This window comes from Prevotella sp. OH937_COT-195 (assembly GCF_003932845.1).
Classification (GTDB): domain Bacteria; phylum Bacteroidota; class Bacteroidia; order Bacteroidales; family Bacteroidaceae; genus Prevotella.
The window spans coordinates 16887-29740 of the sequence record NZ_RQZH01000023.1; the positions used below are offsets into that span (position 1 = coordinate 16887).

Here is a 12854-nt window from a genome sequence, read left to right on the forward strand (position 1 = left end):
ATTTTTCAGACAATCCGTTGCATGGAGAAAGGTTGTGGCGGACTGCACGACAGACAACAAACGGCGTAATGACGGGAAAGGACGGTTATTTTTCCCGGGCATCTTCCGCGGCAGTCTTTGTCTTTGGCAGAAGCAGGTTTAGCAGCACCCCGACGATTGCCGAGAGACCTATGCCGGACAAGGCAAAGTCGCCAAATGACAACACCGCACCCCCGATGCCCATTGTAAGAGTGACGGATATGATTATGACATTGCGTGTCTCGCTCATGTTAACTTTGTGCTGAACGAGATTGTTGATGCCGACACTCGCTATGGTGCCGAACAACAGCAGCATGATACCACCCAACACAGCCTGCGGAATAGACTGTAACAGCGCGCTCAACTTGCCTATTACGGAGAACACGAGAGCCGTTGCCGCCGATATTCGGATTACCGCAGGACTGGTAACTTTGGTTATCGACATTGCACCGGTTACTTCTGAATAGGTGGTTTCGGGCGGACCGCCGAGGAAAGCCGATGCAAGACATGCCAGTCCGTCGCCCAACATGGTGCGGTGAAGACCGGGATCTTTGACAAAATCCTTATCCGCAACGGCACTTACAACATAGACATCGCCGATGTGTTCGATAACCGGTGCCACGGCTACGGGTATCATATACAAGAACGGTGCCCATTGAAAATTGGTTATGGTGTCAACGGAGACGGGGTTGGTAAGCCACGGTGCGGCAACAACCGGCGCAAAATCAATCTCTTTCATTATTACGGCGGCAACATATCCGGTTATGATGCCGCATATCACCGGAACCAGTTTCATCAGCCCGCGGGCAAAAGTGAGAACGAGAACGGCGGTGGATAACGAGATGAAAGCGAGCAACCAGTTGGTTTTTGCCATGTTTACCGCACTGCCGGAAAGCGAAAGACCGATGAGGATTATCACCGGTCCGATTACCACCGGAGGGAAAACACGGTTGAGAAAATGTCTTCCCTGCCATTTGACAAGCGCACTCATCAGGAAATATACCAGCGAAACACTGGTCAGTCCTGCCAAAGTGCCGGGCAGTCCCCATTGTTCGGTGGCAGCGATTATCGGCGCAATGAAAGCAAACGAACTTCCAAGAAATATCGGAACCTTGCCTTTTGTGACGAAATGGAAGATGAATGTACCCAGACCTGCGGTGAAAAGGGCTGTTGAAGGATTGATGCCCACGAGCAAAGGTACGAGAACCGTCGCGCCGAATGCAACGAAAAGAAATTGCACGCCGACAACTGTCTTTTTGGTACTTGAAAGTGTTTCTGTTCTCATTTTTATTTATAATGATAAAGATTTCTCCGAGCAATGATGCCGTTTAGGCTGCGCAAAATTACAAAGAAAAGTTGAAACACCAACATTATTTTTACATATTTATAACACTTATTACAAAAAATGTTTCCATGACTCATCAACATTCCACCCGTGGCGACTATTTTTCACTTAATGCCTTGCGACAACTTGAACAATGTTCCCGTAGGACAAACGAAACGACAATACGGGCGTGGAACCACAACCGATAGCAACGCGAAGACAACCGCAATAGAAATAACAACAGCAGAAGCACTCGTGAAGATGAACGCAGCAAACATCTCATAGTCCATCCACTCTGTCAAAACGCCTGCAAGCATGAGAAACATCAACACCACCCACAAAATTCTACGGAAATCATCGAGCCATTTCACGGTACGCCGGCTCATTTTCAGTTTCCTCACACGCGCCTTACCTGCCAAATCTTGCAACGAACCGCACGGACAGACATGTGTGCAATAGTAGTTCTTTTTTCCGAAGAAAGGATACACGAAAGCCGTTACAAGCATTATCACGGGTACAAGTTGAGACCATATATCTATGCCGTTTGACAGATAGTTGACAAGAAGTGAGTAGGAGATGAACGTTCCGCACCAGAAACCGAGTACGACAACGTTAAGCACAAGTTGCAGAGTGCGGTAACGCTTGTTGCGTGTAATCAAAGGAATGACGGCAGCCATGAGTACCACAACCAGCCCCGCAAGCAACTTTGCCGACAAATCCAATTTGTCGAAAAACGACTCTCCGACAGCATTTTCGCGAGCATACATCAATCCTGCCTGTACGTTTTTTATTATCGCCCGCGATGAGTAAGTGGCTCCGGACACCACATCTACTTTCATTGCCAACGCCTCTTCCGTTGTCTTGCCGTCCCACTTGGTCAACAGACTGGAAGCATCGGCAAAGAAATCGGGTGTCTCTGTGTTATCAAGTGCTTCCACCTTTGCCACGCGTCCTTCCTTTATATATATGCGGAGGGGCACTTGTCCGCCGTAGCCCAATATATCCTTGCCTATCCCGGCGGTGTTCACAACCACCGTACCGTCCTCCATTGTTCGTATGGTGTCTGTCTTTTCGTCCGTGACCGATTTCTTTTCCGATTTCAAACTATTTCCGAAAATCCTGCCGTCGCGGTTTACCGACACAACGAGCAGGATCGAAAAGCACGTTAGAAACATTACGACATGTCTCAAAAAATCTCTGTTCTTCATTCTTTCTTTCCCTTTTTCAATGCAAAGTTACTGAAAAAATTCTTATCGCAGAGGCTCCGCAAGTCGTTTTTTTCAATTCATTCAAACTATTCCTTTTTTCCGGGATACTGTATGTAACCCTTCAAAGCATCGACATAACCTTCGAAGGCACGAAACCCTTTGGCGGTTATTCTGCAAGTGGTTTTCGGGCGTTTGCCCTCGAAACCCTTGCTTACTTCGATGTAATCTGCTTGTTGCAGTTTGTCTATCTGCACGCTGAGGTTGCCCGCCGTGGCACCGGTCTGCTCGCGGATATATGTAAAATCGGCCTCCTCCACGTTAATAAGTATAGACATTACTGCCAAACGCAGCTCGCTGTGCAGCAACGGGTCTAATTTATCAAACATAAGCCTTACTCTCCATTTTCCTTAAACCTTATTACCAATGCCGGCAATATCAATGCCAATACAGACACTCCCGAAAGTACTATCATTTCATTCGGACCGGCAAACATTACCGAGAGTATGCTGCCGATGGCTCCCGAAAGAAAACTACTTACCACTATCAACTTGTTGCGCAGCATGCAACCTGTTATCATACCTGCCACTCCCATCGAGAAAATAATTATACATGTTATAGGGATATAATATACCAACACCTCCGCACCAGGGGGTAACGGCGCCGAAGTAGTATGAGAAAGCAAACCGGAACCTCCGAGTAATCCTAACGTGAAACCAATGCTTCCTGCCATCACCCCGAAGCAACTCCAAACATAATTGATGTTCTTGCTTATAAAGGTCAGAGGCTTGCGCGGTTGTCTTTTCTGCATTATATAATCATATATTCCCACAAATCCCAGCAATCCCCACAGACCATTGGCTCCGGGACCTATGGGGTAATGTTTCCACAGATGCCCCACAACGAGGGCTATGACGCTCACGGACACGCCCCACAGCAGCATGTACTTCCAACTTCCACGCTCTATATCGCGGCGAGATTGTTCGATACTGTGAGTGATAATCTCCAAACTGCGCTCGGCAGTCATGTTTTTCTGTTCTTCCATAATTCGTGTTTATTAAAAGGTTTTATACTATTGAACTTGTGATCACATTGCAAAGATAAATAAGTTTATAATGTAAACCAAATCGTTTTGTAAACAATTTGAGTGTAAAAGGATATTTTAACATTTCATGCTCTGTTTTTAACTATCCGCCATTATTTACCGCATCAAAAACGAGTTGTAAACAATGGTTTGTCATTTGTTTGCTCAATATTACCGGTTTTATATTCGACAATAAACCAAAACCGCCGAATTTGTTTCCCAATATCGGCGGTTTTGGTGAGTAATATCGGCGAAATTGACGGCAAGAAATATAAGAACGTTGACATAACATGCAGGGAAGGAGCAAATAAAGACAACCATGAAGACCTCATGGAGACTTGGACGTGGGAACAACCGCTTTCCATCCTCATTCGCAAAGAAGAGGATAAAGCGTATCAAGACAATCTGTTTCCGACTGCCGTAGAACTAATAAAAAGCATTACGGTAACAGATACGCCCGATGTTTTTTTAATTTGAACAGATTATTTGTTACCTTTGCAGCGGCAAACAACTTGTGTAAATACAAACATCTCAACAACATGACAAATGGGAGAAGACTGTGCTATGTATCGCGAAATTACAAGGGACGACACAGCGCGGGAAACAAGGCAAAGGGAGATTACGAGGATATATTGGCACAAACGGGGGCGCACAATCTCGGACTCAGGCGCACCTATTGCAAGGAACGCATTGCGGCTTTCTTCACAGACTTGGCAGGAATAGTGACGTATGCGCTGTCGGTGAGAAAAGGGGACGTGGTTTTCCTGCAATACCCGACAAAGAAATATTTCTCGTTCATGTGCCGGGTGGCGAGGTGGCGAGGCGCAAATACCATGGCGTTTGTCCATGACCTCGGGGCTTTCCGCCGAAAGAGGCTCACCGTGAAGCAGGAAATATGCCGTCTGTCGAACTCCGACTATATCATAGCCGCCAACGACACAATGGCTGAATGGTTAAAGGAACACGGACTTGAACGACCATGCCACGGCATGGGACTGCATGATTATCTCTCGAATTCGGAAACAACGGACAAACCGACTACATTCCCTCCGCACAAAATTGTCTATGCCGGTTCAATAGCAGAGCGTAAAAACATGTTCTTGGTAAAACTGTCCGGATGTATAAAACATTGCGAGATACATGTGTATGGACGCAATCATATCGCCGAACTGAAACCGGCTCGGAATCTGATTCTTCACGAACCGATGGAGTCTGACGACTTTATATCCACGGCGACGGGCGATTTCGGATTGGTGTGGGACGGCGACTCGCTCACCGCTTGCACCGGCGATTTTGGCGAGTATCTGCGTATCAACACTCCGCACAAGGCATCGTTCTACCTGCGTGCAGGCATGCCGTTAATCGTTTGGAGCCGGTCTGCCATAGCAAATATTGTTGAACGTGAGGGAATAGGAATCACAACAGACAGAATAGACGATATAGAAGACCGTATTAAAAACATCACCGAGGACGAGATGAGGAAGATGCGTGACAACGTGAAACGCGTTTCCCACAACCTTGCCGGCGGAATGTCGATGCGCAAGGCTGTAGAAAAAGCGACGGACAAGATTAATGAAACCACAGAGTAACAAACCGTTTAGTGGCAGTGGTTGATTTTATATTCTCGCCCTTTAACCCAAACCGGTCATCAGACCGCATTTGCTCAGATTTGCTATTGCCGTTACGCTTCCCGACTACTTTAGCCCGCTTGCTGACATCTGCGCAGCCATTACATTTCGACGCAGCCCGCCACTCCTTCGATGAAACGGCTGCACATCTGCTCAACAATCGGACAAAATCGGTTGAGGGTTCTAATGACCGATTTGGGTTTAAATTAATCTTAAATCCTTGTTTGTTTTTTACTGGTAATAGGTTATGGTTCGCGTCTCGACATATTCTTCATCACGTGCCATTTTATTATTTAAGTTATCATCTTCTTCCCATTCCACATTGTGTTTCTTGCACTTACGCTCTATCCAGTTGTCGTTGTCGTCGAATTTGATGTAAGTGTAAGTTCTGGTTTCTTTACCAACGATTGATGCCATATAATAATCTTCCACCTCTTCGATGCAAAGCCCCTTGTCGTCATATTTACATTTTATTTCGCTTTGAGATTCCCAACCGGTATGCACAATAGTGTCTGCTTGTCCGTTGTCGTTATAGGTAATCTCATACATATCAAGACGCCAATAATTGTTGCCCACAGGCTCATAAGCATATTTGGTAAGTTGCCCTTTTGCGTTGCGATTTGACGAGAAATACTTGCCCACAGCCTTTCCGTTCTTAAAATTAAAGTTGGAACTTTGGTCATAACAAGGACACGAAGTAACCATGCCATTCTCATCGAAAGTGACAACATAAGGATCGGTACGATTGTATTTTAGCGTCTTGACATGCCCTTTTAGTTCGAACAGCATGAGGTCGGAAGTTTTAAAGTCACCTCCTTTCACGATATTACATGATGACGTGATCAATCCCACACAGAAAACTAAAAACAATATTCTCTTCATAATAATGTATATTATAGGTTTATTTAAGTCTGTATTAAAAATTAATTTTGTATATCTATGGTTTTTATCTGCCACTCTTTTACCCGTATCTTAACGTATTGTTCCATTCATTCTCTTGGCAGGTATCATCAATACTGTCTGGCACACTCCTTTTTACATGCAACCAACAGACTGAAAAACAAACGTGAATACACTACTAATTAATTTTGAGCAAATGTTTGAAATATCAGTTTTACCGCTTTGGCAAAGCGGTTTCCACTTCGGCGGTAAAACTGATGGCAAACGTTCTCCGGTATATTTCATCATTAATGAAACCCGGAGAACGTAAAGTTTATTGTGCATTAATCTCTTTCAGCAGTCGGTCGGCATGTCCCCACTTGTCCATCATGTAGAGTACATAGCGAATGTCGGCACCGATGCATCGTGCGAGTTCCGTGTCGAAATAGATGTCGCTCGACAAACTGTCCCAGTTACCGTCGAATGCCAGTCCTATGAGTTCTCCCTTACCGTTGAACATTGGCGAGCCGCTGTTTCCACCCGTTATGTCGTTGTTTGTCAGGAAACACAGTTGCATTTTGCCGGTGGTCTTGTCAGAATAAGGTGTATAGTCTGTCTTGCTGAACAGTTCGTGCATTATCGGCTCGGCATAGTAGTCCGGCACCTCGTTTGCACGTTTCATCTTTTCGAGTATGCTCTCCGCTGTTGTGTAATACCCTGTCGGCGAGCCGTTGAGCATGAATCCTCCCACTTGTCCGTAACTCAATCTCATCGTGAAGTTTGCATCGGAGTAGTGCGGCATGTCTTCCTCCATGCGCAGTTTTGCCGCACACAGCAATTTCTCCTGCCTGTCTATCTTCTCGTTTATGTCGCTTATTTCGGCAGACATCACTGCAAGTTCCGCGAGAATGTCGATACCCATGCTCACGGCAAGGTCTTTATGAAAGTTCTTTTTGTTGACATACAGTTTCTTTCCGTTTTTCATCAACACCGATTTCTTGTAAAGGAAGTCCACGTACTTGGCATAATCGCCTCCGAATTTCTTGTCAATGGTGGCATAGAACTCCGGCAGATATTTCTCTTGAACGTGTCCGCGGTAATTTTTCAGCAGTGCAGCCAGCACCTCTTTGTCAAGCGGCGCGTCCCATTCCTTGCTGTTATCGGCAAGCACGCAGTATTGTTTTTCCGGTTTGTCGTCAGATCCCTGCATCTCCACATGCATCGAATTAACTTTCAGCGACCGCGACACAAGTTCGTTCGAGCGGTAAAACGTCTCGAAGAAGTATGTCATTGCGCGTTTAGTCTCAAACCGCTTTTTGTACAACCGTCCCAATTCGTCTATGTCGAGTTCCCCTTTCAGGAAACCGGTCTTTTCTTGGAAGTCGCGTATTTTCGCCTCATGCCCGCGTTTCAGGTTAACGATACCCACCGAGTCGATGCACTTGTTCATTCCGATGGAGTTTTTCCAATAGTTCGAACTCTGTGCATATTTCGAGTCATATTTGATGCGCACGGCTTCCGAAGCGTCCATGTGTCTCTTCATTATCTGCTGTTTCACTCCGCGCACCTGTACTCTCACGGCGTTCTCCGCATCCCGTCTCTCCTGTATTCCGAAACTTGACAGATAGCGGTTTGTGCTTCCCGGGTAGCCGATGGTCATGGCGAAATCGCCTTCTTTGTATCCGTCCATTGACACTTTTGCCCATCGTTTCGGGCGATAAGGCACATTCTCCGCACTGTATTTTGCCGGTCCGTTGGTCTTAGGGTCTGCATATATGCGGAATACGGCGAAGTCGCAGGTCTGTCTCGGGTACATCCAGTTGTCCGTCTCGCCACCGAACTTACCCATTGATTTGGGTATGGTGAATACAAGTCGCAAGTCGCTGAACATCTGATACGTTGTTGCGTAATACTTGTTTCTCTCATAGAAAGCGGCTATCTCCAAGTGATATGTCTTGTCGATGTTCTTTACCGAGTCGTTCATAACGTTCTCCAGCGAGTCGATTATTTCGTCCCACTTGCTCTCTTCGATGCCTTTAGCCTTTGCAATGGCGTTAATCCGGTCGGTAATATCACACTGGTCAATCATAAAACTTACGAACATGTTCTCGTTCGGCAGTTCTTCTGCATAGGTTTTTGCGTAAAATCCGTTCAGCATATAGTCGTGTTCCACCGTCGAATGACTGCGAATGCTCTCGAATCCGCAATGATGGTTTGTAAAAACCAGTCCGTCTGGACTTACCACCACTCCCGAGCAAAATCCCGAGAAATTAACTACACAATCCTTAAGCGCGCCCTCTCCTTTGTAGAGTGCATTGTAAGGCATTTCGAAGCCCTCGGCTTTCATTTGTTCATACACTGCCCACGGCAGGTTGTACAGTGTCCACATACCTTCGTCGGCGCGTGCCTGCTGCCACGAGAATACGGTCACCATTGAGATTAATAATAATAATTTCTTCATTTTTTATTTGTTAATTGTTAATAAATTCATTATTTCAAAAAACCGGAAAGGAATCCGTGAACTTTTGGGAAGACCCGTGAACTCTGAAAGAATCATATCCTTATCTTCCAAACATCTTCCCTACCACTGGCAAATTTTTTAGCGGGAAGTCTCGTTTTACCACTATTGCGGCAAATACAACTACCGCAACGGTGTTCGCGGCGAGTGCCGCCCACATAGGCAAATGACTGTTGCTCACACTTATCGCAGCGTAAAGCACAACGGCGATGCCGACATACAACAAGATTTCTCGCACCGGATAGTTGATGGGGTAATATTTCTGTCCAATGAAATAAGACAGCAACATAGACACGGCGTATGCCGCGAAGCCTGCCCACGCGCATGCCATGTAACTCAAACGAGGTATCAGCAAAATATCAATTACTATGAGTACAGCCGCCCCTATGCCTGAGAAATATGCTCCCCAAATGGTTCGATCGGTAAGTTTATACCAAAACGAGAGGTTGAAAAACACGCCGAACATTATCTCCGCCGCCATCACTATCGGCACCACGCGCAGCCCCTCCCAATATGTCCTGCCTATGATGAACCGCAGAATGTTCATGTATCCCATCACGGCAAGGAATGCAAGAAGCGTAAATATGACATAGTATTTCATTGCCTTGGCATACGTCTCGCGTTTGTCGGCATCTTTGTTTCCGAAAACGAACGGTTCGTAAGCAAAGCGGAATGCTTGCGTTATCATTACCATTATCATCGCTATCTTTATGCTTGCGCCGTATATACCGAGTTGCGCACGCGCTTCTGCCACGCTGCCGTCGTAGAAATGCGGAAACAATATCTGTGACGCAGCCTGATTGAGTTGCCCCGCCAGTCCCATAACGAGCAACGGCCATGCATACGAGAGCATGCGTTGACACGCACCTTTGTCGAACCCGAGGGTTATGCCGCGCAATTCTTTGTGCAGCAACAACAGTGTGAAAGCAGAACACAATATATTAATATAGAACACGAAAGCCACGTCGCGGGTGAACTCGTCGTCGTAAATTCCGAACGGATTAAGTCTCAACGCCGGCAGAATGATGAGATAAAGCAGATTGAGAATGATGTTCATAACGATGTTGGCAATCTTCAACACGGCAAATTTCACCGGTCGGTGCTTGATGCGCAGGTATGCAAACGGAATCGCCGTAAAAGCATCCATTGCCACCGTGGCATACATCACAGCAATGTAGTCGGGATGATCGGCATATCCCACTGCCGCTGCCACGGGGTGCAGGAACAGCATGACGAGTGCCGTTGACACGAGCGATGTGAAGCCCACCATGCGCAACGTTGTGGAATAAATGCGCCCGGGGTTCTCCCCTTCCTTTGTCATAAAACGGAAAAAAGCCGTCTCCATGCCGTATGTGAGCAGTATTATCATAAGCGACACATAGGCATACACATTCGTTATTATGCCATACTCTCCCCCCGAGGCGGCAAAGCACTCCGTCTGTATCGGCACCAACAGATAGTTTATGAACCGCGCCACGATGCTCGGCAGCCCGTATATGGCAGTATCTTTTGCCAGTGATTTCAGATTAGCCATTTATCTTTCTCTTATTTATCAACTCCGGTCAATTGCTCACCCGAAGAACATATAGCCCACGAATATCGCCGCGATGATTCCGGCAAGGTCGGCAAGCAATCCGCATACAACGGCATGCCGCGTGTTTCTTATTGCCACACTGCCGAAATATACGGCGAGAATATAGAACGTGGTGTCTGTCGAACCTTGGAATATGCACGACAAACGACCTACGAAAGAGTCTGCGCCGTAGGTGGTCATGGTATCCACCATCATTCCTCGCGCACCACTTCCGGAGAGCGGTTTCATAAGTGCCGTGGGCAAAGCCGCAATGAAATCGCCGTTCATTCCCCAAAAACTCACTATCCGTTCCATGCCGTCAATCAACATGTCCATGGCTCCCGAGGCACGGAACACGCCAATGCCCACAAGTATCGCCACGAGATAAGGTATTATTCTCACGGCGGTGGTAAAGCCGTCTTTCGCACCTTCGACAAAGGCTTCGTACACATTGGTTTTCTTCACCATGCCGGCAATGACAAACACCGTTATTATGGTCATCAGCAGAATGTTCGCCACCGATGTGCTTACGATGTTCATCATAGCTTTGTCCATTTCCGAGAAGCCCCATATTATCGCAGCCACGGCAAGCGACAGTCCGCCGAGCGTGGCAAGCATCACACCGTTCAGCAGATTTATCTTCTGATATAACGACGTGATTATTATGCCGGCAAGCGTCGAGAAAAATGTCGCCAGCAGTATCGGAATGAATATGTCGGTGGGCTGTTCGGCACCGAGTTGCGCCCGATACACCATCACCGATACCGGGATTATGGTAAGCCCCGAGGTGTTCAGCACAAGAAACATTATCATCGGGTTGCTCGCCGTGTCTTTCTTCGGGTTCAGTTTCTGCAACTGTTCCATCGCCTTAAGGCCGAGAGGCGTTGCGGCATTGTCAAGCCCCAGCATATTCGCCGCAATGTTCATGAATATGCTTCCCGTAACGGGATGCCCTTTCGGAATATCCGGAAACAGCCTCGTGAACACCGGCGACAACACACGTGCAAAGGCATTGACCACACCGCCCTTCTCGCCTATCTTCATAACACCGAGCCACAGCGACAGTACGCCGGTGAGACCGAGCGAAATTTCGAAAGCGGTCTTCGACGATGAGAATGTGGAATCCATCATCGCAGGAAACACTTCCACATCACCAAAGAACACAAGTCTCACTAATCCGATGACAAATGCGATGAGGAAAAACGCAATCCAAATGTAATTCAGCACCATACCGAGTGCAAAGATACTGCAAGGCAGGCAAATAAAAAAGTAAACGCAACATTTTTTGCTCCTTTGTTTTTATTTCCAAAAGTCGTATTTCTTAATTGAACCTACGAATAATACCGTAAGAAGTCATCAAAACATCATGCAAAAACCAAAAACACAAGGAACAAAGTGAGCATGTACGGGCATACCAAACAGACTGACGGCACAATATCAGCGATTGGGAAATGAGTCTTAAAACGGATAAGACAGATTATTAAACCCAAATCGGTCATTAGAACCCTCAACCGATTTTGTCCGATTGTTGAGCAGATGTGCAGCCGTTTAATCGAAGGAGTGACGGGCTGCGTCGAGATGTAATGGCTGCGCAGATGGCAGCAAGCGGGCTAAAGCAGTCGGGAAGCGTAACGGCAATGGCAAATCTAAGCAAATGCGGTCTAATGACCGGTTTGGGTTAAAATTCAAAACCGGAGCGCAATTTCTTCGGATGTTTAAAGTGTGATGCCTCATCGGCACAGAATGCGACGGGCATTATCTACGCGCTCCTGGGTCGGAGCCGACACATTGCCGAGTGTATAGGGTATGCCGAGCATCTCCCATTTTTGCACGCCAAGAGAATGATACGGCAGTACCTCGACTTTCTGTATGTTGCCGAGCGTTTCCAAAAAGTCGTGCAAGCGCACCAGCGAGGCATCCTCGTCGGTAATGCCCGGCATGAGTACGTGGCGCACCCACACGGGCTTGTCGATGTCCGACAGATAGCATGCGCAATCGATTATGTTGTCGTTCGTACAGCCGGTGAGACTCTTGTGTACAGACGGGTCTATATGCTTTATGTCCAAGAGTACAAGGTCGGTTAAGCTCATCAACTCACGAAACTTGGAGAAAAACGGTTCTTTGCGGGTAAAGGGTTGTGCCGCCGTGTCGAGACAGGTGTTTATACCCAACTTCTTTGCTTTCCCGAACAGTTCTATCATAAAATCCATTTGTAGCAACGCCTCGCCGCCACTTACGGTTATACCCCCGTCCTTACCCCAATAACTTTTGAAACGAACGGCCTGTTCAAGCAGTTCGTCGGCTGTACGCAAATCATCCGAACGGGGATTCCACGTGTCGGGATTGTGACAGTAGCGGCATCGCATCTTGCAGCCTTTCAGGAAGATTATGAAACGTATGCCCGGTCCGTCTACCGAGCCGAAAGATTCTGTTGAGTGAACAGCGGCTTTTATCATGATGTTTCTGTAAGTAAGTGTTAAGAATTAATTACCCGTATATGTACTCCGAAGAAAGAACAAATTCTTTATGCAACCGACATAAAACAGGTGTGAAGATACCGATAAAATAAGAAACGAATAAAGCAATACATCTATATATACTATTAGTTTTGAGCACCTACTTAGC

At 46.7% G+C, this 12854-nt stretch carries 11 protein-coding genes; 2 read left to right on the top strand and 9 right to left on the bottom strand.

Translation table 11 applies throughout. The features are described 5' to 3' along the window. Nucleotides 1–85: 85 nt before the first annotated feature. From EII32_RS08915 to EII32_RS08930, 4 genes are all read right to left on the bottom strand, one after another. Complete coding sequence (locus EII32_RS08915) at nt 86–1303, bottom strand: uracil-xanthine permease family protein (protein WP_125235079.1); 1218 nt, start codon at nt 1301–1303, stop codon at nt 86–88. Nucleotides 1304–1467: 164 nt separating this feature from the next. Further along, complete coding sequence (locus EII32_RS08920) at nt 1468–2550, bottom strand: 4Fe-4S binding protein (protein WP_125235080.1); 1083 nt, start codon at nt 2548–2550, stop codon at nt 1468–1470. 86 nt (nt 2551–2636) lie between these two features. After that, a complete protein-coding gene (locus tag EII32_RS08925) occupies nt 2637–2936 on the bottom strand; it encodes a winged helix-turn-helix domain-containing protein (protein ID WP_125235081.1) in 300 nt (99 codons plus the stop codon). A gap of 5 nt (nt 2937–2941) precedes the next feature. Continuing rightward, the gene (locus EII32_RS08930; RefSeq protein WP_125235082.1) at nt 2942–3592 is read right to left on the bottom strand and encodes a hypothetical protein; all 651 of its coding nucleotides are present in this window, start codon (nt 3590–3592) and stop codon (nt 2942–2944) included. Nucleotides 3593–3868: 276 nt separating this feature from the next. On the opposite strand from EII32_RS08930, the gene EII32_RS08935 reads away from it, so the two are divergent. Further along, a complete protein-coding gene (locus EII32_RS08935; protein ID WP_148096822.1) occupies nt 3869–4108 on the top strand; it encodes a hypothetical protein in 240 nt (79 codons plus the stop codon). 35 nt (nt 4109–4143) lie between these two features. After that, entirely contained in the window at nt 4144–5220 is a 1077-nt protein-coding gene (locus tag EII32_RS08940) for a galactofuranosyltransferase (RefSeq protein ID WP_233582359.1), read from the top strand. 270 nt (nt 5221–5490) lie between these two features. On the opposite strand, the gene EII32_RS08945 is transcribed toward EII32_RS08940, so the two are convergent. From EII32_RS08945 to pflA, 5 genes are all read right to left on the bottom strand, one after another. Then, nucleotides 5491–6141 carry a hypothetical protein gene (locus tag EII32_RS08945; RefSeq protein WP_125235084.1) on the bottom strand — a complete coding sequence of 217 codons (651 nt, stop codon included), beginning with the start codon at nt 6139–6141 and terminating at the stop codon, nt 5491–5493. A gap of 331 nt (nt 6142–6472) precedes the next feature. Next, nucleotides 6473–8599, bottom strand: coding sequence for a S46 family peptidase (locus EII32_RS08950; RefSeq protein WP_125235085.1), 2127 nt, complete (start codon nt 8597–8599; stop codon nt 6473–6475). 100 nt (nt 8600–8699) lie between these two features. Then, a complete protein-coding gene (locus EII32_RS08955) occupies nt 8700–10190 on the bottom strand; it encodes a lipopolysaccharide biosynthesis protein (RefSeq protein WP_125235086.1) in 1491 nt (496 codons plus the stop codon). Between the two features lie 36 nt (nt 10191–10226). Then, a complete protein-coding gene (locus EII32_RS08960; RefSeq protein WP_125235087.1) occupies nt 10227–11459 on the bottom strand; it encodes a nucleoside recognition domain-containing protein in 1233 nt (410 codons plus the stop codon). Nucleotides 11460–11959: 500 nt separating this feature from the next. After that, nucleotides 11960–12685: a pyruvate formate-lyase-activating protein gene (gene pflA, locus EII32_RS08965; protein ID WP_125235088.1), complete on the bottom strand. Its 726-nt coding sequence runs from the start codon at nt 12683–12685 to the stop codon at nt 11960–11962. Between the last annotated feature and the right edge of the window lie 169 nt (nt 12686–12854).